This window comes from Vibrio casei (assembly GCF_002218025.2).
In the GTDB taxonomy this organism is placed as follows: Bacteria; Pseudomonadota; Gammaproteobacteria; order Enterobacterales; family Vibrionaceae; genus Vibrio; species Vibrio casei.
Genome location: NZ_AP018681.1, coordinates 549,137 through 569,293 on the forward strand (window position 1 = coordinate 549,137; position 20,157 = coordinate 569,293).

The window sequence follows — 20,157 nt, forward strand, 5'->3', positions numbered from 1 at the left end:
ACTCAGTGTCCAAAACAGCTGGAGCGGATCAAGCCTAACATTGAGTTGAATTACGAATTGAACCGAAAATGGGGCTATTGGAAATACACATCATCCTTTAACTACTTTTATGGCAAAGTTTGGGATAAAAAACGTGAGTATGATTTTGGTAACCCCAAAGGTTGGTACATGGTTAACGGCTTAAAGGCCAATTACAACTTGACCAATTGGGATGGATTTATCCCTTCGGCTTACACCAGCTTTAAGCGTATTGATTTAAAGGGAGATCCTGAGGCTTCTTTTGGTACAGATAACTATTACGAGTTTTCAGTTGGGCTATTGCTGACGCCGCCCATTTTTAAAGACTATATCGATAATGTCGGAATAGGTATTAATATGAACTACGGTAGTGCACTGAAAGGCGGAAGTATCGTTTTATTTTTTAATGAGTAAAAAACCGTACACCTAGTAAGTTTGAATTATACAGTTTGATCGCTTAGCGTGGCGGTAGCGCTAAGAAAGTTAAAGCAAATATTGAATTGAGAATTATAAAGAGGATAGAGCATTGGGATTTTTGTCGAAGTTATTTGGCGGTAGCAAAACGTCAGCAAAGAAAGAAGTAGAACCAATTGAGTACAATGGCTTTTTAATTTACCCAGAACCTATCGCAGAAGGTGGGCAATTTCGAATTGCTGGACAAATAACCAAAGAAATTGATGGTGAAGTTAAAAGTCATCGGTTTATACGCTCAGATGTATTGTCTTCTGAATCAGATGCTTGTGAATTAATGGTCAAGAAATCAAAGATGTTTATTGACCAATCATCCGGCAAGATTTTTTGATTCAATTGAATGTTTAATCAGCATTTTATGACTTATCACATGGAGATTTTCTACACAAATGCATGGCGTGCATATCAGGTATGACCTGTTATTGTGATCAATCTGTTGTTTTTTTACGTCATAAGAGTGAGAATCGTCAAACTTAGAGTTATATGTCATATAAAAATGTTTTTTTATTACATTGAACTTACGGTTACTATATTTAACTGTTATCTCTTAGGTTAAGTTGATCTTAATTAAAGGGCGATGCCCAGAGATGAGTTTAAATAGTGGACTACAAATTTATTGTGCCAATGTTCAAGGAATAGCTATGCAGATTGGTGTACCAAAAGAAATACTCGCGGGTGAAGCGCGAGTTGCTGCCACGCCGAAAACGGTTGAGCAGCTTTTAAAACTAGGCTTTACCGTCGCCGTTGAGTCAGGAGCGGGTGCTCTTGCCAGCTTTGACGATACTGCCTTTGAAGCGGCAGGTGCTTCAATTGTTAATACTGAAGAAGTGTGGAAGTCAGGTTTGATCCTGAAAGTAAATGCGCCTCGTATTAACGATGAAACAGGTGTGGATGAGTTTGAGCTTATTCAAGAAGGTGCGAGCCTAGTGAGCTTTATTTGGCCAGCTCAAAATGAAGAGCTACTGAATAAACTGGCGACCAAAAACATTAATGTTATGGCGATGGATTCTGTGCCGCGTATTTCTCGCGCGCAATCGCTAGACGCATTGAGTTCAATGGCTAACATTGCAGGTTACCGCGCGGTAGTTGAAGCAGCTCATCAGTTTGGTCGTTTTTTTACTGGTCAAATTACCGCTGCAGGTAAAGTGCCACCAGCGAAAGTATTAGTTGCAGGTGCGGGCGTTGCCGGTCTTGCTGCAATCGGTGCTGCCGGTAGCCTAGGCGCTATCGTTCGTGCATTCGATGTACGCCCTGAAGTAAAAGAGCAAGTCCAGTCAATGGGCGCAGAATTCTTAGAAGTTGATTTCAAAGAAGAGTCTGGCTCTGGCGATGGTTACGCGAAAGAAATGTCTGAAGCATTCAACAAAAAGGCTGAAGAGCTTTATGCTGAGCAAGCTAAAGATGTTGATATCATCATCACAACCGCATTGATCCCAGGCCGCCCAGCGCCGAAGCTTATCACCAAAGAAATGGTTGATAGCATGAAAGCGGGTAGCGTGATTGTTGACCTTGCTGCTGCGAATGGCGGTAACTGTGCATACACTGAAGCCGATAAAGTAATTACCACACCAAATGGTGTAACGATTATTGGTTACACTGACATGGTAGGTCGTTTGCCGACTCAATCTTCTCAGTTGTACGGTACAAACCTTGTAAACCTTCTTAAACTGCTTTGCAAAGAGAAAGATGGAAACATCAATATCGATTTTGATGATGTAGTACTTCGTGGCGTGACAGTGGTAAAAGAAGGCGAAGTAACATGGCCTGCGCCACCAATTAAGGTATCAGCGCAACCACAAGCCGCTGCAAAACCTCAAGCTGCACCAGCGCCTAAAGTGGAAGAAGAACCAAAATCACCAACGAAGAAATTGGTTGGTATGGCTGTCGCTGCCGGTGTATTTGCTTGGATTGCAAGTGTTGCCCCTGCTGCATTCTTGACTCACTTAACCGTGTTTGTTTTAGCCTGTGTTGTCGGTTACTACGTAGTTTGGAATGTTTCACATTCACTGCATACTCCATTGATGTCGGTAACCAATGCTATTTCTGGCATTATCGTTGTCGGTGCATTGTTGCAAATTGGGCAAGATAATACGTTGGTATCTGTCTTGTCTTTCATCGCTATATTAATTGCGAGCATTAACATTTTTGGTGGCTTTACCGTGACCAAACGTATGCTTGAAATGTTCCGTAAGAAATAGGAGTAACATATGTCTGCAGGATTAGTACAAGCGGCATACCTTGTTGCTGCTGTTCTTTTTATCATGAGCCTTGCTGGTCTATCTAAGCAAGATTCTGCTCGTGCTGGTAACTACTACGGTATTACTGGTATGGCGATCGCATTGATCGCAACGATCTTTGGCCCTGAAACCGGTAGTATTACTTGGATCATCATTGCGATGGTGATTGGTGGTTCGATTGGTATCTTCTACGCTAAGAAAGTAGAAATGACGGAAATGCCGGAGCTAGTGGCGATGCTACATAGCTTTGTGGGTGCAGCGGCCGTTTTGGTTGGCTATAACAGCTACTTAGATATGGGCACAATGGTTTTAAACCATGCTGAACACGTGATTCACCTGGTAGAAGTATTCTTAGGTGTATTCATCGGTACAGTAACCTTTAGTGGTTCGATTGTTGCTTTCTGTAAGCTACGTGGTCTAGTTTCATCTTCTGCGATGAACATTCCTCATAAGCACAAGTGGAACCTATTAGCATTAGTGACTTCAACTTTGTTGATGATCTACTTCGTGAACAACGATGGCAGTATGTTTGCTCTATTAGTGATGACGGGCATTGCCTTAGTATTTGGTTATCACCTTGTATCATCAATCGGTGGTGCAGATATGCCAGTGGTTGTTTCTATGCTGAACTCATACTCTGGTTGGGCAGCGGCAGCAGCAGGTTTCATGCTAGCAAATGATCTACTTATCGTAACCGGTGCTCTAGTGGGTTCTTCTGGTGCGATTCTGTCTTACATCATGTGTAAAGCCATGAACCGCTCTTTCATCAGTGTTATTGCTGGTGGTTTCGGCGCGGCTCCAACTTCTACATCAAGCGATGAAGAGCAAGGTGAGCACCGTGAAACAACCGCTGAAGATGTGGCTGAAATGCTGAAAGACTCTAAGTCAGTTATCATCACTCCGGGATACGGAATGGCGGTTGCACAAGCACAGTACCCAGTTTACGAAATCACTGAAAAGTTACGTGCACAAGGTATTGAAGTTCGCTTTGGTATTCACCCTGTAGCAGGACGTCTACCAGGTCACATGAACGTATTACTCGCTGAAGCGAAAGTACCATACGATATCGTATTAGAAATGGATGAGATTAACGACGATTTCTCTGAAACAGATACGGTTCTGGTTATCGGTGCTAACGATACAGTTAACCCAGCAGCTCAAGAAGATCCAAACAGCCCAATCGCAGGTATGCCTGTACTGGAAGTTTGGAATGCTAAAAACGTGATTGTCTTTAAACGTTCAATGAACACAGGTTATGCCGGTGTACAAAACCCATTGTTCTTTAAAGAAAACACGCAAATGCTGTTTGGTGATGCTAAAGCCAGCGTTGATGCTATATCTAAAGCGCTTTAATTTCTTGTTATAATTAATAAAAACCAGTCTTCGGGCTGGTTTTTTTATGCTCACCTTCGTCGTTCTAAAAAAGTAATCCTCATTTTTAATGTTCACAATCCTAATTTTTACGTATAACCAATCCTGTTTACTTTAATGATTAAAAGTTATCCAAACGTTAATTAATGACTCAAAAATGACATGTATTCTACTCAGTGCAGTTTTTTTATGTAGTATGATGTACCATTATTTTCATATAAACATGGATTGTTAGCCCTTGAAAGCATCAAAATTTTTATTTTTGTTGACAGTATTGATGGTAGGGCAAGCGTATGCTGATACATTACCAGAGCGTATTGATCAATTTAAAGGATCATTTGATCACTCTAAGGCAAGTGCAATTTATGATTTACGTGTCGTTCAAACTGATTTTCCTACTAGCCTATTATCACCAGAATCGTTGCTCCCACAAACATCTAAATACCCTTTAAAGGACTTGCAACTGGTTTATCTTCTTGCAACGACTTGTAAAGGTAAATATCCGCTAAGCCCTGCGGTTACTGAGCCTTTAGTGTTTACTCGGGCTATTTGTAAAGGGACATCATTACCAATTAAATGGTTTATCCGTTCAGGACTCATTCACCCTGGCGGTGGAACCTATGCAGCTCGATATGCAGCACTTCATCCAGAAAAATACAAACAACTCGTTAATTTCATGCATATTGAAGAGAGGCCAAAAGCACCAGAAAATACTTTATTAGGTCGATTGCAATTAATGCCTTATGATTCTATCAGTGCGCTAATTGCTGGCTCTGAAACTATCATTGCAAATAATGAATTATGGCTAAGGCGAGGAACACAATATTATGTGTTCACTGAGTCTATTTGGAACCGTGCATTAAGTGATGCGAATTTAATTGCGAGACCGTTGTCTCAAACAGATCATTGCTATGTAAGAAGTGGTAATGTTTGTTGGGATACAAAAAATGATTCAGATATTTTATTCTACAGCATACTCGCACTTGGTATTGTTAATATTACTCTTATATGCAGTTGGGGGTATTCTCGCTGGTTAAATAAGAGAAAGGAATTACGTAGCCGAATGTTAGTTCTGCAGATTCTAACACATGAACTACGTACTCCAATCGCAAGCTTATCGTTAACAGTGGAAGGTTTTAGAAGAGAATTTGAACATTTACCGAATACTGTGTATGACGAATTCAGGCGTTTATGTGAAGATACAAGGCGTTTAAGGCAACTAGCTGAAGCAAGTAAAGATTATTTGCAGTCTGATACACAGACTTTAGCAACTGAATGGATTCCTTCGGTTGAAGAGTGGTTAGAATACCGATATGTACAGGGAGAATTTAATATCGGTATGGAGATTAATCAAGATCAAGCTGTAAAAGTAAACGTATATTGGCTTGGAACTTGTGTTGATAATTTAGTGAGAAATGCCTGTAAGTATGGTGAAGCCCCCGTACTCCTAAAGGTAACAACACATTCAAAGAAATTAGTTCTTGAGGTTATTGATCAAGGACAACTAACTAAAAAGGATTGGGCTAGACTTCGTAAGCCATTTGTAAGTAAAAGTGGTTTAGGTTTAGGCCTCACTATCGTTGAATCGATGGTTGCGCGAATGGGCGGTACAATGAGCCTTAGTGGTCCACCAACAACTTTTAAATTGGAGATTCCCTGTGAAACAGACATTGCTACTCGTTGAAGATGATCGAAATCTAGCAGATGGCCTATTAGTCAGTTTAGAACAAGCAGGTTATGAGTGTTTGCACGTTGAACGCGCGGCTGATGTTGCCTCTGTATGGGATAAAGCAGATTTAGTGATATTAGACCGTCAGCTGCCTGATGGTGATTCCGTTACATTTTTAAATGATTGGAAAAATATAAAATCAGTACCTGTTATTTTGTTAACCGCTCTTGTTTCTGTTAAAGATAAAGTGTCGGGGCTTGATGCAGGTGCTAATGATTATTTAACTAAGCCTTTTGCTGAAGCGGAGCTCTTTGCTCGTATTCGAGCACAACTTCGTTCTCCAGATGCAGAAGATGATGGTAATACAGTTACCGTAGGGGATATCTTTATTGATAAAACTACACGCGAAGTGAAGTTTGGAGAAGAGTTTGTAACGATGACTCGCACAGAGTTTGATTTATTGGTGTTTTTAGCGAGTAACTTAGGCCGAGTATTTACTCGAGATGAGCTTCTTGATCATGTTTGGGGCTACAACCATTTCCCAACGACACGAACGGTTGATACTCATATTCTTCAACTTCGTCAAAAAATCCCAACAATTAAAATAGAAACACTTCGCGGTGTTGGCTACAAAATGAAAGCCTAATTTTAAATGTCTCACTTAAAGTTAAGTTTTACATTTGTAACGTTGTCACTTTTTGCCGTTTCAGCGTCCAGTTGGGCGGCAAAACCTAATGATTGGTTTACAGAGAAGTCATCACTAACGAATGCTCATAAAACTCTTTTAGAGGGAGATTTAGAGCAAAGTTTTCATTCTATGATCCAAACTTGGCAAAAAGAGCCGAAAGAACATATCAAAAATCATCTTGACAACTTATTAACTAAAGCCTTGGATAAAGATTGTGGCCGTTCTTTTGATGGCTCTGGTTTCCCTAGTTGGTTGGAAAAGGTCACCATTCAAAGGCAAACTATTCAAAGTCCAGGAAGATTAAATTATCGACTGAGAATATTAGTTCAATCGAACCATAGACTCGATGATGTAACCTTTACAAAATGGCCAGATCTTACGCTTATAAACAAAGTAGGATTAGTTGAGAACAAAGAGAGAAATCATTGGTTGTATAGCAATCGTATTGATATGAATGCTCAAATAGATAGCGGTTTATATAAGTTTAAATTGATAGATGAAGCTGGTGAGGAGTGGGAAAACTGGGTGATCTTATCAAAGCCAAATAATAAGCAAACGGTACGCTGGAATTCAAAAGACACTTGGGTTGTTGATAAAATAGGTTTATTGAATCGTTTTTGTCCACTGCCAGTGCTTGAGGTTTCTTTATATGGAAATGTGAGTGGAGAATACACCGAAGTCTGGAAAAAAGAGTATGAAACCGATTATCCAGAATCAGTTTCGAATGTAGCACTACCACCAAATCGATATTTATTAGGTGTTTCCATTACCCATAAACGCTGGCAAGGTTTAATGACAATTGAAGATAAGCAAATAATTAATAAAGCTTATGATATATCAGATTAGATAAGGTTGAGTATGTTTGATGATCTACCTACGCTCTCTCACGAAGAGCAGCAAGATGCAGTAGAAGAAATACAGAAGTTAATGCAAGAAGGAATGAGTACAGGCCAAGCTATTCAGTTAGTAGCTCAAAAAATTCGAGCACAAAAAGCTAAAGAAAATAAGAGCAAGAAATAACTGATCAGATTAATATTATGCACTATAACTAAATATATATACTAAATTAAAAGGGGAGTACAACTCCCCTCAATTAGTATAAACGGTCTTCAAAATCCTCAGAGCGTTGATGCGTCCTTTCTCTATGAGTTTTACGTTTTGATTTGCTTTTTTCTACTAATTCACCGTCATAGTCATCAAAATCACGTTTGTTTTTTTTGTTACCATTACGAGGTGTATCATTTTTCAACCACTTATCCAAGTTGCTCATTGTCCTGTCCAAACATCATTATCATTTATGAGTCGCAAGTAAGATTATGCAAATACAATGTGACAGTAAAACGAACTTTTTTTGACGTTATCATGAAATATATTAATCGTAAGTTAGCGTTCTTAATTCAAAAGGAACATCACTTAACTGATTAATATAATCTATCTTTTCATTGTTTTCATTCCAGCATAAGTACAAAGATTGTTCCATAATAGGAGCACCTTCAACAATAAACAGTTGCTCCTTATCTAAGCTTTTACTTACAACCGGTTCTGGTAAATAAGCCATCCCCGTATTCGCTATTAAATACTTCATAATGACATTACTTGATGAAGCATGCATGATTGGTGTTTTTTGCAATTCTACAATACGAGCATGTTCAATAGAAAATCGAGTACTCCAGTCTAAATAGGCTAATGGGATAGATGGTAAATCTGAAAAAGTAGAATTTGACTGTGTTGATACTAACTTAAACTCAAAACTCGCGACTTGCTTTAAATTAAAACCTTCAACTTTGGGAGGATCACCAAGAAGAGCCATATCTATGCTTTTTTCCAGCAACGCTCGGACAATATCTTGCCTGCTAACTGATTCCATCCGAAAAGCAACTTCAGGAAGGGAATTATGGCTATCATTAATCCAATCAGAAATACCACTTAGTTCCCATACACTAGACGAAGCACCAATAGAAATTTGTTCCATATAATTATCACTAAGCAGTACATCTTGGCGAGCACGGCCCCATGTCTGTAATATGGACTCAGCATAAGGAAGCAATCTTTCACCTGCAGGTGTTAAATGGACATTACCTCGTTGACGAGAAAAAAGAGGGCTTCCTAATTGAGACTCAAGCTGCCTAATACGAAAGCTCACTGCGGACTGCGTTAGATATAGACTTTCTGCTGCACGACCGAAATGACGGGTTTTACCGACCTCTAAAAATGTGCGTAATAGCTCAGTATCCAATTTACACCTCAAAGCATTTGATAAAGATTAGATTTTCTAAAAACCATAATGACAAGAATAACCTAAAATGATAAAAATTTTTTATTAAATTGAACAAAATCTTTTGTTGTACAGAAACACAATAAACACCTATTTTCGCAGAAATACAAGTAACACAAGAAAAGAGTAAAAGAATGAGAAATCTAGGAAAGTTTTTTGATAATAAACATTTTGCTCGAGGCTTTAATCGCTCAGGAGAATTCACTATTAATGAAGCGCAAGTACTTGAAAACTTCGGACGAACAATGAAAGGTTTGTATGAAGGAAGCCTTACACCTGAGAATTCAGACGAACATGAATTCATTTCTGCATTTCAGGAAGGAGGGGAGTATGTTAAAAGTCAATATGCCAATTGTTGGAAAAAATACTTAAATAAAACTCAAAGAAAAAGAACCTATACACTTTGCAGTACAGTGAAATCTACTGGTTCATCATATGACGACGATGATTCGGATAATGATGATATTGTTATTGAAGATTAATAACTTCGAATTCAGCTAAGCCCGCTAATAAATAGCGGGCTTTTTTTTGTTTATTATTCACACTAAACATTGCAATGTGAGTTGATCTTCATGGCTTTAATTAAGTATTTGAATTTAAATGCTTATATTTTTTTGTTTAAAATCTCAATGTTTTCACGGCAAACACTTCATACTTACAAACAGGTTATTCACAAAGTGTAAGTAAATTACAAAACTGTATCCTTAATATTTTTGCTGGTTTGAGTGTCTATTCATCAAGGTGTTAAGTAAGAGTGTTGTCACACTGTCACTTATTGTGGGCTAAAAAAAGCACAACCGATATGGTTGTGCTTAAGTGTTGCCTTAATTAGCTATATTTAATTCATTAAGCTATTAATGGCTTTATTTAAACTAGCGACATCTGCGCCATTAATAATATAAGTATTATCAATTGAAGCACCAGAGGTAGGCATGACAACTAAAGCTGGTGTTCCTTTAAACCCTAATTGTGAAAATAATTGGAGGTTTTTCTGATAATTTTCTGTCGGTTTAAACTTATTCAAATCAACACCTGCCAACTTTGCATTGGCATCAACCACGTCTTTGGTCAGCTGCCCTTCGTTTAATCCACTGTCATAAATACCATTATGATATTTTTCATATGCAGAGGAACCTTTCTGTGTAAATGTTTCAAGTCCTATTTGTGCCGCATATTTCGATGGCTCCCATCGGTTACCAAATATAGGAGTTTCTTTAAAAATAAACCTTACATTAGGATATTTTTTTTGAAGTTTCTCAATAGTCGGAGAGAGACGAGCACAATATATACACTGATAATCAAAGAACTCAACTACGTTTACTTTTGCATCCTTGGGCCCAGTAAATGGCGTATTTTTATCATTTAACAATGCATCTTTATTAGATAGAACCGCTGATTTTTGAATATCAGCTTGCTGCTCTAATTGTTGTTGCTGTAATTTTTGGCTAGCTTTAACCAAAAACTCCGGGTTATCAACCAGATACTGGGCTGCAATTTCACCTATCTTAGCCTCTTGTTCAGGGGTAAATGTTGTATCTGCGAATGCACTATGTGAACCAAAGGCAATAATAATAGGTAAAGCGAGTTTTTTCATACATATCCTACCAGGTCTTATTTTAAACAATTAAAATAGCTTAATTAATTATGAGTTACCTCATTTAAATTAGTTCAATTAACTTGCTTACATTGATCGTATATTTTTATGTAGTAATGAAACTTGTAGTATTTATGAGCTTGACGGATTTATACATTAACTGTGCTCTAGTCCAGCAACATGTTTCATGGGATGTTGATAACAAGATGAAAATTTAAGGTTTACTACATGAGAACAATGATAATTTTACTTTTACTCATAGCTAGCCATTCCGCTTATGCCTATGATGATAGCAAGCGATATAAAGCGGCAAAGTTTTATAAAAATAAAGCGCAATCAGCAGTAAGTAACTCAAAAGCAAACCTAAAGGGTGAATGCCAACTTATGTTAACGATGCAACACATAGACAGAAAATACGCTCAACTAAAAAGGATTACTCACATAGGAAGCCCAAAGATATGTAAAATTGCGAAAAATAAATTAAAATCGTATTTAAATAAATCAACTCGTTACGATGTCACAGAAAAATACCTTAGGATTGAAGTTAGTCGCTGGGATTAAAGACTATACAAAAATAAAAGTATATTGTTCTGCTCTTGATTCACTCTAAAGTGAGTGGGAGGGCTTTCGAATGCAGAAAGATCAGACTCTTAACTCCTCCAACCGGACAAAGAGCTACACCTCAACAAATTCTAACAGGGCTAGGGCTGTTAGAAATCAATTCAGAAATAGAATTAATGACATCCCGTAGGATTTTAAAAATCGCAAGAGCGATCGGTAGGATAAAAACGAGGTGAGACTTTCACCCCGTATTACGATACGGGGTTGTAACAGGTGATACTAACAAAGGTTTAATATAAAAAAGCCAGATCTAACGGGATCTGACTTTTTCGTAATACCTAAGCCGTAAGAATCACCAAACAGCGAACGCTGTTATTCTTAATTGAATTCAAAATATATAATATTTATAGTTTTTAAATTATTGTAAATTTAATACTCTAGCAAGCTGGATATAACTAAATATTATCTTCAGAATCTAACCATGGCGGTAGATTTCAAGGTAGTTGACCAGATTTTCTAATTATGCGGCTCTTTTTTGACCGCCATGTTCATTATTGTCTGCGCTTTTGGGGTTGAGTGTTACCGAACCAACGGGTGACCAGTCGCGAGTCTCCCTTGCCCAACGTTCAGGATGCTTGGCTTTCGCCTGCTGATACATAGTATGTCGCTTCGCCAGCACTGTTGTATCTAAGTTTCTGTGTCTTTCTGCTGGAGTGACGAACTTAATCGCGCTGTGGTGATGCTCGTTGTTGTACCAGTTTACAAAATTCAGTATCCATTCACGTGCGTCTGCCAGCGTTTCGAAGCCATGCTCCGGATAGTTAGGCCGGTACTTAGCTGTACGGAACAATGACTCTGAATAGGCATTGTCATTACTCACGCCCGGACGATTGAAGGACGTTCGGATGCCCATTTCATCAAGCTTTGCACGCAAGGTGAGTGACCTCATGGGAGCCCCGTTGTCAGAATGTAAATAATGAGGCTTCACGAAACAGCGTTCACCGAAGGTGGCTCGCTCAATCAGCTGAGAAGCAAGCGTTCCGCATTCGCAGTCATGGACTTCCCAACCCACAATTTTGCGACTGTAGATATCAATGACCATATAAAGGTACCAGTACAGACCACGAACCTTCGCGGGCAGATAACTGATATCCCAAGTCCAGATCTCATTGGGCTTTGTCGCCACATGAGAAGCGGGCTCCGTCGTAGGCTGTGGCGGTTTCGTCCGTCCTCGATGATGCAGTTGGTCGTTATCTTTCAGCACACGATATATGCTTGACTCGCTGGCGATATATTCTCCCTGATCGGCCAGTTTTGGCACGATTTGACTGGGGGGTAAGTTGGCATAGTCGGCCTCATTGCAGACATTCAAAATATGCTGACGCTCTTTCTCTGACAGCTTGTTTTTGGGCTCTGGTCTGATAGCCAGAGGACGAAGATCGGGCAACACATGACCCTGTGACGTACGCCAGCGGCGCAAGGTTCGCTGTGGAACTTGCATAAGGTCTGCAGCCTTGTACTGAGGCGCGCCATTAGCAACCGCTTCATCAAAAAGCGCCAGCAATGTCTCGCGCATATCGAGAGGAGTCAGTCCTCCTCGCTGTCGCTCCCATACAAGGCCTTGAGCTTTTTTGACAGCACCAATAGCGCCGCCGTTTCTGCCAGGGCTTTGTCTTTACGATGCAGCTCTGCTTCCAATTTTCGGATACGCTTTTTATCCGCTCTACGCGCTGTCTGCTCTGCTTTCTTAGATTGCTCAGCTTGACCCGCACCGCTGATACAAGCGAGTTTCCACGCTTTAACTTGTTCAGGGTACAAACCTTTCTGGCGACAATACTGGCTAAGCTCAGTTTCTGACAAACTGGCGGTTTCGATGACGGTGGCGAACTTGGCTTCAGCTGACCAATGTTCAGAATTTTTTTGATTACCTGGCACAGGTTTACCTTCGGAGCGGAGTTTATTACGCCAATTGTATAACGTTGCTTCGCTGATGTGATCCTCCGCAGCAACTTCTGGAATGGTTTTGTTATGCGGTGGCAGTAGCTTCTTCAAGATGGCAGCTTTTCTTTCTTCGGAATATCTCGGCATAGTGTCCTTCGTTAGCCCTCCATTACTGGATTTTTGGGCGATCTAAGATCTGGACAACTATCCTGACACCGGGGGATGGCGTACCATGCATTTTGGGGTAACCTTCTAAATAAGTGATTTTTGCATAAGTCTCTTTTCTTATTTCTCTGACAATATCTAAAAATGTTTTCTCCGTCCATTCTTCAGATGTTCCTACCATCCCTCTCTGTCAGACTAGTTGTCGCGCTTAATATTCAACCATTAAACAGAGGGCGTGGAGTAACAATGAAACATTATTCAGCGCAAAGCAAAGAGTCGGCTCTTCAGAAGATGATGCCTCCAAATAATATAGCAATAGCCCAATTATCAATCGAGATGGGGATTGGTGAATCAACCTTGTATAATTGGCGAAAACAAGCAATTGATAAGGGGCATTTAGTGCCAGGTGATGGAAAGAATGCTGAGCAGTGGTCATCAGCAAATAAATTCTCAGTCGTGTTGGAAACAGCCTCTTTAAATCAAGCTGAGTTAGCGGAATATTGCCGAGGCAAAGGTCTTTATGTGGAACAAGTATCGGCTTGGCGAAATGCGTGTATAGATGCAAACGCTAACGTTAAAGAGCAAGAAAAAGCCTTCTCCACCGAAACAAAGAAAGATAAAAAACAGATCAATCAATTAGAAAAGGAGCTACGTCGAAAAGATAAGGCACTCGCTGAAACCGCAGCACTATTGGTGTTAAGAAAAAAAGCAAATGCGATCTGGGGGGAAGCCGAGGACGAATGATCCTCGACTCAGCTCGCATTCAAGCAGTTAAACTAGTTAATGAAGCTGTGAGTTCTGGTGCGCCAAAGTTTAAAGCTTGCCGTGAACTTGGGATCAGTGTCCGGACGTATCAACGTTGGACTGTTGACGGGAACATAAAAACAGATGGTAGACCAATATCTCAGCGCCCTGAGCCAAAAAATAAGCTATCAAAAGCAGAGAGAGATAACATATTAGCCATCGTTAATAGCGATGATTTTAAGAGCTTACCACCAAGCCAAATCGTCCCTACATTAGCAGATGAGGGTATTTATCTTGCTTCTGAATCAACATATTATCGTGTTCTTCATGAAGAAAAACAGCAAAACGCTCGCGGACGTAGTCAGATAAAAGAGAGAAAAGTACCGACGACACACTGTGCTACAGGGCCAAACCAAGTGTGGTGTTGGGATATTACTTGGTTACCAGGCCCCGCTAAAGGGCTGCATTTTTATTTATATTTGATACTCGATATATTTAGTCGAAAGATTGTTGGATGGGAAATTCATGATGACGAATCAGCAGAAAATGCATCAATATTAATTAAGAAAGCTCATTTAAAAGAAGGAGTTAAAGATAATCCTCTGGTACTGCATTCGGATAATGGAAGCCCAATGAAAGGCTCATCAATGCTTGAAACACTTTATAGTTTAGGTGTCGTGTCGTCTTTTAATCGTCCTAGGGTGAGCAATGATAATGCTTATGCTGAGTCGATATTTAAAACGTGTAAATATCGCCCTGACTATCCGTATAAAGGGTTTTCAACAATTGATGAGGCGCGTAGTTGGGTGTTGAAATTTAGCCACTGGTATAATTTTAACCACAAACATAGTGGCATCAAATACGTCAGCCCACATCAAAGGCATTCAGGATTAGCGGGTGACATATTGGCTAATAGAAAAGAAGTTTATCAAGGTGCTAAAGATGCTCACCCTGAGCGCTGGAGCGGTAATATCCGTAATTGGGATTTACCAAAAGAAGTGTACTTAAACCCTGAACAAAATAGTGTCAAGGCTGAGAGTGCATAACGTAGTGATCGCGACAACTAGTTTGACAAACACCGCCATCGCATCAGACATGCTTCGACTAATTTGCATTATTCCACCCGTCTTTTTATTAAACGATGCATAAACATCTAAATGATATCCATTTTCATATTGCCATAAGCAAGAAGTTAACTTTAATGTACTACTATCTTGAATCTCACGAATAGCCTGAGCAACCCAAACTGCACCATCACATGTGGCTACTTTTAAAGACACACCGTTTGCTGCGGCTAAAGAGGCCATATTAGAGCCTGCAAAGGGATTTACTAAAAGAAACCGACCAGATTGCTTTGGAGGAGTTGAAAAATTAGGGATTGGTGTCGATTCATTTGCAGAGTTAATATTTTGTCCAAGACCATTGCTTGCAGCATTTATTACTGTAGCTCTATCACTATCAGTTTGGATGTCAAAAATTCTATAGTATTCCACCGTTTTGCTTTTTTCGGCAAGAGTATTATTTAATGATCCACAGCCATTAAGTGTACCTGCAAAAATTAAAGCTAACCCTATTAACTTAAATTTGTTCAAAATTAATCCCTTTGTCAATATTAATGAACAGGAATTATACATAATAATCATTAATAACAAAGTGTTATCAATAACATGAATAAAAGTGTGTCATAAAACTGTCGTTCTAATCACTATTCTTAATTCTCGCTGTGTCTTTTCCATCTTATCAGAGCGAAATAAAGAGCCTAAATAGGGAAGTCCATCAACACAGGAACGCCCTACACGGTTATTTCACCATTAATCACATGCGGTACGACTTCAAGCGAGACGCCCCGACATCTTGACGTTCTATTTGTTGGATAACATTGCCGCCGTCGGTCACTTCGGTTGAGGTTAAAAAGGGCACGTTTTGACCGACCGTAATGTAACCGCGCTCCCTGTCCATGATTAACATGTTCGGGCGTGATAACAGCTCAGTATTTTGGTCAGTGGTCACCGCTTTAACTAATGCGTTAAAATCCCCACCCGTAAAAATAGCGGCGTTGTCGGTCAGTAAGTCTACGACCGTAGTGTTGGTGACAAAACCTGCTTTATCCAATGCAAGACTTAGGTTGATGACAATTTCGTAACGGCTTGGTATTATCAGTAATTTCAATGAGTTGAGGAATAGTTGCGGTGCTATTTTCAAGCCATGCGGATGCTACCCTTGCGCACGTTACCAAGTGCGCATTATGTATATGGCATTATGTTTAAGGCGTGCCCGTCAGTACCATTGCGCAGCACTGGCGGGTTGCGTAGCAACGTTTAATATAATTCCCATAATGCGAACTAAGGTTTGATTTATCCGCGCCTCTGAATTCTAAAGCTACTGCATATACACATGACTTTCATAGTGTGCATGTGGACATCCGCCACTTATCGCACCAAAGCGGGGTATGTTAAAAAAATGACATACCAGTTAGATGAAAAATCCTTCATCCTCTAGAATGCTTTTCTTCTTTTAGCTATTGCAGCTCACGGGGATGGGGGGAGGCAAGCGGAGCGCCCCCCATTTTCGTGAGTACACTATCTTTAATAGTGTACTCTTGTGTAAATATGACACAAGCCGATATTTTTTTATTTGTTATTAGTAACTTACGGAAGTGTGAAAAAGCTCAAAATTATAGTTTGCAATTACATTGAGATTACATTGTAATCGCATTTATTGGTTGCTATTCTTATTTGTAATCGCAATGTACACACAAATAGGTTTTAATATGACAGATTTAGTTCAATTTTTGGATAAAGCAGTAGAGCTCAGAAAGGCGAGAATGAGCAGGGAGTTTTCGGATGAATTGGATACTAATTTCAATTTTAGATGTAACTCTGAGCTTAAAGAGGAATTCAAGAGACTTTGTAAAGCTTCACAAACTTCACCTAGTTCAGTTTTGAAAGTTTACATGCTGAACTGTATCAGAGCGCAGAAAATAGTTTAGGTGCTCTTAAAACGCATCTAGGGACGCGCCAACGTCCCTAGATGATGATAAACCCCAACCGTTAAAAATAGGAATTAATCATATGAATACAAGTATCGTAAATACCGCTCAAGATAACAATATCACACATGCATTCATGACACGTTCGGATAAGAATAAATCATGTGAGAATTATTATAGCTTGGAGAATGCAGAATCGTTAGCTGATGATATTTCTAACATAGGCTTGTTAGTGAACTCTGGTTCAGTTAAGAATGCTCAGTTATTCGAGGCTTTAACTTCTGAGTTACTTGATAAGGTTGAAGAGCTTCAGACCGTCTTAACGTATATTCGAGTATCTCCAATGTTTGACCAGGAACAGCAGAAACTCGCCCAATAATAACGCTCCAATAGTTCGCATTATGTATCTTATGTTAAATCATTGTAACTTGAAGTTATATAAAAACAAAAGAAACTCATCAGCACTAGCCTCCATTTATTTACCTAATTATCGTCTAGTGCTGATGATCTAATTAATTATAAATTATGGATTACATTCATCGACTAAAATTTGAGGCTGAACACTTACCAACTTGTACTCACCCTTTAAATTTCTAAATACGATTGTGGAATATGCATCTCCATCTTCAATCGTAAAATTAACTTTGTAGTTCATACCGGCGACAACTTGTTGCTGAACACTCTGGATTTCTTTCAATGAATATCCTCCTTCCATACTTGCTGTAGCAAGAACTGCTGCTTGTTTAGCTTCTGGAGTAATATCTGCTTGTTGCCAACTACCAGGCATTGCTTTGACGGGCTCGCATACAGCTTCTTGTGTTGATGCCGTACTTGTTTCTGCCGTATTTTTTGTTTCAGGTGAAGAGCTGCATGCCATAAGTGCCAATGCTCCAGTAGTAATTACAAAAAGTTTTTTATACATATCCAATTCCATTTAATTTATTCAAAGTTCAATACTATTAACACAGCATTAAGTATAATCTGATGCTCTTTCAATATTTTTTGCTCCTATATTTTGACCAACTAATGTAGAAACAGCCATGGCTAATCCCATAGCCGGAATCGTTATTACTTGAAGCACTGTTGATCCAACACCATAAGATGCAATAGTTACCGTTCCAAAACTAGCCACTAAAAAAGACATTATCATCAAACCTAAAGCTCTTGCCGATAATTCTACAGAGCCAGGAGCGCCTAAGAAAAAAGCACGTTTTATGTATAAGAAATCAGGCTTAAAACTAGATAAATCTAGCTGAATACCATGTCGACCTCGAATGAAAACCCAGAGTCCTATACAGGCTGCTATTCCCTGTGTAACTAAGGTTGCCAATGCAGCCCCCATTACACCTAAACCATCAAATCTTCCAAATCCAAAAATAAATAATGGATCTAAACCAAAATTAAGAATAACGGTGCATAAAACAATATAAAGCGGTACTTTTACTTGTCCAATACCACGCATGATGGATTGAAATATTGCATATATAAAAACAAAAATAACCCCTATAAAAGAAACATGCATATACTTCAATGCGTCGTTATAAACTGTGCTATCAACACCTAATAGAGTCAAAAAATAAGGTGATAGAACATAGCCAGTTAAACCTAATACGATAGCGCTAATAATAACCATCACCATGGTTTGTGCTGCCACATGGTTAACCATTTTTTGATTACCCGCTCCCATGTACTGAGCTGAAAGCGTGGCCCCTGCCATTGCCAACCCGGCACCTAATGCAATAACTAAAAACGTAACTGGCGCACTAACAGATACCGCTGCAACTTGCGCTGCACCTAATCGTCCAACCCAAAATGCATCAGTAAGTTGGTAAGCTGATTGTAATATTTGTGCTAATACAATCGGGAATGCTATCTTTAACAAGACCTTACTGATAGAACCTTCAAAAATAGCACTATTTCTTTCTTTCATTGTTCACTCACAAACGAAAAAGACGCCGAGGTAAATTCCTCGGCTTCTCAATATTATAATTAATGATCAACCACCGGCTAACTTAACTTTATAATTTTTCTTTTCAAGGTGAGCTTTTATTTTATCTCTATTGTCACCTTGAATTTCTATTTTACCATCTTTAACACTACCACCACATCCACATATCTTTTTCAATTCAGCGGCCACAAGTTTCAATTCTGAATCATTCAAATCAAACCCAGATACAAGGCAGACACCTTTACCTTTACGACCTTTTGTCTCTCGTTGAATTCTCACAATACCATCGCCTTTAGGGCGCTGTTCTTCTGGTTTATCTTTTTTAATGCGACCAACATCAGTGGAGTATACAAGTGACATATAAAACCTTTATTAATATTTTAAAAGTAAAACGTTTTAGCCTATCTAAGATAGTTTAATAGTAAATGTATTTGGTTAAGGTTCAAGTATTTGCTATAATTTATTTAGTTATAGTGCGTTGATGAGAGTTAAATGAAAAAATTAATTACCATTGAGTCGGATCAATGTAAATTAAAACTAAGTCAGGAATTATTTTCTGACTTAGTTACTTACGACAATCTCAATGATTTAACACACCATCAGTATGCGCATAATTCATTACTTTCAATGGTTAATGATTGGAATTTATTTGTTTCTTTTTGCCAGAAAAAAAATGTGAGCCCACTACCGGCATCGATTACAGCAATACGACTGTTCTTAGAAAAAGAAAGCCAACAAAGAAAGTACGCTACATTAAGGCGATACAGCTTAACTATTGGTCTCCTGCATCGTTTACATCGCCTAGCTGATCCTACTAACCACCGGCAAATACATTTCACTCTTTCAGCACTAAGAAATATGAAAAAAGGTGATGCATCTCAAGCCAGCCCTTTTACATCTAAACATTTATCAGCATTAAACGAACGCTTTAACTCTTCTGAATCGATTAAAGATTTACGAGATCTGATTATTTATCACTTAATGTTTGAGTGTCTGTTAAAACGCGGTCAGCTTAGAACGTTATTAATTAGCCATTTAGACATCACCTTAAATGACACTATACGCTTAAATATTGGTGATAATACCTATGAACTTTCTGAACAATTATGTCAGTTATTGGATCAGTGGCTATTGGTGCTAGCTCGCCATGATGGCTTTTTACTGTGTAAAATTGATAAACATGGAAATATTGGCTCTGAAGCATTAAATGATTCTTCAATTTATCGTATTTTTCGTAGGGCAAGTGATACATTAAATTTGCCTCAACACCTTAGCTTTTCAGGGCAATCCACACGTGTAGGTGCTACTCAGGAACTCTATAAACAAGGATATGATCTGAGGCAAATACAAGAGTTTGGACGTTGGTTCAGCCCAGTGATGCCGGCTCAATATCTTGGTAAGCATCAATTTTCAGAATCCGAGCAACTTGTATTTAAGAAAATAAAAAATTGGGATTAACTAATTAATCCCAATTTTAACGCAATGA

The 20,157-nt window shown here is 39.0% G+C and carries 22 protein-coding genes; 13 read left to right on the forward strand and 9 right to left on the reverse strand.

Annotation, left to right across the window (positions count from 1 at the left end):
• Window positions 1-39: 39 nt before the first annotated feature.
• The 8 genes from VCASEI_RS15405 (at window position 40) to VCASEI_RS15440 (ending at window position 7,474) form a co-directional block, all read left to right on the forward strand.
• Window positions 40-432 carry a Solitary outer membrane autotransporter beta-barrel domain gene (locus tag VCASEI_RS15405; RefSeq protein WP_272948327.1) on the forward strand — a complete coding sequence of 131 codons (393 nt, stop codon included), beginning with the start codon at window positions 40-42 and terminating at the stop codon, window positions 430-432.
• Window positions 433-544: 112 nt separating this feature from the next.
• A complete protein-coding gene (locus VCASEI_RS15410; protein WP_089111076.1) occupies window positions 545-820 on the forward strand; it encodes an HlyU family transcriptional regulator in 276 nt (91 codons plus the stop codon).
• A gap of 310 nt (window positions 821-1,130) precedes the next feature.
• Window positions 1,131-2,687, forward strand: coding sequence for a Re/Si-specific NAD(P)(+) transhydrogenase subunit alpha (gene pntA, locus VCASEI_RS15415; RefSeq protein WP_086958541.1), 1,557 nt, complete (start codon window positions 1,131-1,133; stop codon window positions 2,685-2,687).
• Between the two features lie 9 nt (window positions 2,688-2,696).
• Window positions 2,697-4,079 carry a Re/Si-specific NAD(P)(+) transhydrogenase subunit beta gene (gene pntB, locus VCASEI_RS15420; RefSeq protein WP_089111075.1) on the forward strand — a complete coding sequence of 461 codons (1,383 nt, stop codon included), beginning with the start codon at window positions 2,697-2,699 and terminating at the stop codon, window positions 4,077-4,079.
• A gap of 295 nt (window positions 4,080-4,374) precedes the next feature.
• Entirely contained in the window at window positions 4,375-5,781 is a 1,407-nt protein-coding gene (gene vxrA, locus VCASEI_RS15425; RefSeq protein WP_086958952.1) for a sensor histidine kinase VxrA, read from the forward strand.
• On the forward strand, window positions 5,756-6,412 hold the full coding sequence (gene vxrB / locus VCASEI_RS15430) for a response regulator transcription factor VxrB (protein ID WP_086958539.1): 657 nt from the start codon (window positions 5,756-5,758) through the stop codon (window positions 6,410-6,412). Before vxrA ends, vxrB begins: the two co-directional genes overlap by 26 nt.
• 6 nt (window positions 6,413-6,418) lie before the next feature.
• On the forward strand, window positions 6,419-7,300 hold the full coding sequence (locus tag VCASEI_RS15435) for a DUF2861 family protein (RefSeq protein ID WP_086958538.1): 882 nt from the start codon (window positions 6,419-6,421) through the stop codon (window positions 7,298-7,300).
• Between the two features lie 12 nt (window positions 7,301-7,312).
• A complete protein-coding gene (locus tag VCASEI_RS15440) occupies window positions 7,313-7,474 on the forward strand; it encodes a YoaH family protein (protein ID WP_086958537.1) in 162 nt (53 codons plus the stop codon).
• Window positions 7,475-7,547: 73 nt separating this feature from the next.
• Here VCASEI_RS15440 and VCASEI_RS19480 read toward each other — a convergent pair whose 3' ends face one another.
• Together VCASEI_RS19480 and hdfR are read right to left on the reverse strand one after the other, a co-directional pair.
• Window positions 7,548-7,724 (reverse strand): hypothetical protein, encoded by a 177-nt coding sequence (locus VCASEI_RS19480; protein WP_162621087.1) that lies wholly within the window; start codon window positions 7,722-7,724, stop codon window positions 7,548-7,550.
• A gap of 102 nt (window positions 7,725-7,826) precedes the next feature.
• Window positions 7,827-8,690: an HTH-type transcriptional regulator HdfR gene (gene hdfR, locus VCASEI_RS15445; RefSeq protein ID WP_086958536.1), complete on the reverse strand. Its 864-nt coding sequence runs from the start codon at window positions 8,688-8,690 to the stop codon at window positions 7,827-7,829.
• 173 nt (window positions 8,691-8,863) lie between these two features.
• On the opposite strand from hdfR, the gene maoP reads away from it, so the two are divergent.
• A complete protein-coding gene (gene maoP / locus VCASEI_RS15450; protein ID WP_086958535.1) occupies window positions 8,864-9,211 on the forward strand; it encodes a DUF413 domain-containing protein in 348 nt (115 codons plus the stop codon).
• 356 nt (window positions 9,212-9,567) lie between these two features.
• Here maoP and VCASEI_RS15455 read toward each other — a convergent pair whose 3' ends face one another.
• On the reverse strand, window positions 9,568-10,323 hold the full coding sequence (locus tag VCASEI_RS15455; protein ID WP_089111074.1) for a thioredoxin domain-containing protein: 756 nt from the start codon (window positions 10,321-10,323) through the stop codon (window positions 9,568-9,570).
• 228 nt (window positions 10,324-10,551) lie between these two features.
• On the opposite strand from VCASEI_RS15455, the gene VCASEI_RS15460 reads away from it, so the two are divergent.
• The gene (locus tag VCASEI_RS15460; protein ID WP_086958534.1) at window positions 10,552-10,884 is read left to right on the forward strand and encodes a hypothetical protein; all 333 of its coding nucleotides are present in this window, start codon (window positions 10,552-10,554) and stop codon (window positions 10,882-10,884) included.
• A gap of 520 nt (window positions 10,885-11,404) precedes the next feature.
• Here the strand turns inward: VCASEI_RS15460 and VCASEI_RS15465 are convergent.
• Window positions 11,405-12,972 (reverse strand): IS3 family transposase gene (locus VCASEI_RS15465; RefSeq protein ID WP_110957768.1). Its coding sequence is split into 2 segments (ribosomal slippage): window positions 11,405-12,519 and window positions 12,519-12,972, totalling 1,569 coding nucleotides; the frame shifts between segments, so codons are not numbered across the junction.
• 264 nt (window positions 12,973-13,236) lie between these two features.
• Between VCASEI_RS15465 and VCASEI_RS15470 the strand changes: the two genes are divergently transcribed.
• A protein-coding gene (locus VCASEI_RS15470; protein WP_110957763.1) for an IS3 family transposase occupies window positions 13,237-14,780 on the forward strand; the annotation gives its coding sequence in 2 pieces (ribosomal slippage) (window positions 13,237-13,702 and window positions 13,702-14,780; 1,545 coding nt in all).
• On the opposite strand, the gene VCASEI_RS15475 is transcribed toward VCASEI_RS15470, so the two are convergent.
• The gene (locus VCASEI_RS15475; RefSeq protein WP_089110874.1) at window positions 14,739-15,326 is read right to left on the reverse strand and encodes a hypothetical protein; all 588 of its coding nucleotides are present in this window, start codon (window positions 15,324-15,326) and stop codon (window positions 14,739-14,741) included. The two genes, VCASEI_RS15470 and VCASEI_RS15475, sit on opposite strands and share 42 nt — an antisense overlap.
• Window positions 15,327-15,549: 223 nt before the next feature.
• On the reverse strand, window positions 15,550-15,936 hold the full coding sequence (locus VCASEI_RS15480; protein ID WP_319020522.1) for a hypothetical protein: 387 nt from the start codon (window positions 15,934-15,936) through the stop codon (window positions 15,550-15,552).
• Window positions 15,937-16,805: 869 nt separating this feature from the next.
• On the opposite strand from VCASEI_RS15480, the gene VCASEI_RS15490 reads away from it, so the two are divergent.
• Complete coding sequence (locus VCASEI_RS15490; protein ID WP_089110876.1) at window positions 16,806-17,102, forward strand: hypothetical protein; 297 nt, start codon at window positions 16,806-16,808, stop codon at window positions 17,100-17,102.
• A 144-nt stretch (window positions 17,103-17,246) separates the two neighbouring features.
• Here the strand turns inward: VCASEI_RS15490 and VCASEI_RS15495 are convergent, their stop codons facing one another.
• From VCASEI_RS15495 to yciH, 3 genes are all read right to left on the reverse strand, one after another.
• Window positions 17,247-17,645: a cystatin domain-containing protein gene (locus tag VCASEI_RS15495; protein WP_162621088.1), complete on the reverse strand. Its 399-nt coding sequence runs from the start codon at window positions 17,643-17,645 to the stop codon at window positions 17,247-17,249.
• 48 nt (window positions 17,646-17,693) lie between these two features.
• Window positions 17,694-18,653 (reverse strand): MATE family efflux transporter, encoded by a 960-nt coding sequence (locus tag VCASEI_RS15500; RefSeq protein WP_086959846.1) that lies wholly within the window; start codon window positions 18,651-18,653, stop codon window positions 17,694-17,696.
• 66 nt (window positions 18,654-18,719) lie between these two features.
• Window positions 18,720-19,031 (reverse strand): stress response translation initiation inhibitor YciH, encoded by a 312-nt coding sequence (gene yciH / locus VCASEI_RS15505; protein ID WP_086959847.1) that lies wholly within the window; start codon window positions 19,029-19,031, stop codon window positions 18,720-18,722.
• 132 nt (window positions 19,032-19,163) lie between these two features.
• Between yciH and VCASEI_RS15510 the strand changes: the two genes are divergently transcribed.
• On the forward strand, window positions 19,164-20,129 hold the full coding sequence (locus tag VCASEI_RS15510; RefSeq protein ID WP_086959848.1) for a tyrosine-type recombinase/integrase: 966 nt from the start codon (window positions 19,164-19,166) through the stop codon (window positions 20,127-20,129).
• Window positions 20,130-20,157: the final 28 nt, after the last annotated feature.

Bases quoted from the DNA above. Each gene is read 5' to 3' on its own strand.
- VCASEI_RS15440 (WP_086958537.1), top strand. From the start codon at position 7,313: ATGTTTGATGATCTACCTACGCTCTCTCACGAAGAGCAGCAAGATGCA.
- VCASEI_RS15495 (WP_162621088.1), bottom strand. From the start codon at position 17,645: ATGTATAAAAAACTTTTTGTAATTACTACTGGAGCATTGGCACTTATG.
- pntA (WP_086958541.1), top strand. From the start codon at position 1,131: ATGCAGATTGGTGTACCAAAAGAAATACTCGCGGGTGAAGCGCGAGTT.
- yciH (WP_086959847.1), bottom strand. From the start codon at position 19,031: ATGTCACTTGTATACTCCACTGATGTTGGTCGCATTAAAAAAGATAAA.
- VCASEI_RS15435 (WP_086958538.1), top strand. From the start codon at position 6,419: ATGTCTCACTTAAAGTTAAGTTTTACATTTGTAACGTTGTCACTTTTT.
- VCASEI_RS15460 (WP_086958534.1), top strand. From the start codon at position 10,552: ATGAGAACAATGATAATTTTACTTTTACTCATAGCTAGCCATTCCGCT.
- maoP (WP_086958535.1), top strand. From the start codon at position 8,864: ATGAGAAATCTAGGAAAGTTTTTTGATAATAAACATTTTGCTCGAGGC.
- VCASEI_RS15500 (WP_086959846.1), bottom strand. From the start codon at position 18,653: ATGAAAGAAAGAAATAGTGCTATTTTTGAAGGTTCTATCAGTAAGGTC.
- pntB (WP_089111075.1), top strand. From the start codon at position 2,697: ATGTCTGCAGGATTAGTACAAGCGGCATACCTTGTTGCTGCTGTTCTT.
- vxrA (WP_086958952.1), top strand. From the start codon at position 4,375: ATGGTAGGGCAAGCGTATGCTGATACATTACCAGAGCGTATTGATCAA.
- VCASEI_RS15455 (WP_089111074.1), bottom strand. From the start codon at position 10,323: ATGAAAAAACTCGCTTTACCTATTATTATTGCCTTTGGTTCACATAGT.
- VCASEI_RS19480 (WP_162621087.1), bottom strand. From the start codon at position 7,724: ATGAGCAACTTGGATAAGTGGTTGAAAAATGATACACCTCGTAATGGT.
- VCASEI_RS15510 (WP_086959848.1), top strand. From the start codon at position 19,164: ATGAAAAAATTAATTACCATTGAGTCGGATCAATGTAAATTAAAACTA.
- VCASEI_RS15490 (WP_089110876.1), top strand. From the start codon at position 16,806: ATGAATACAAGTATCGTAAATACCGCTCAAGATAACAATATCACACAT.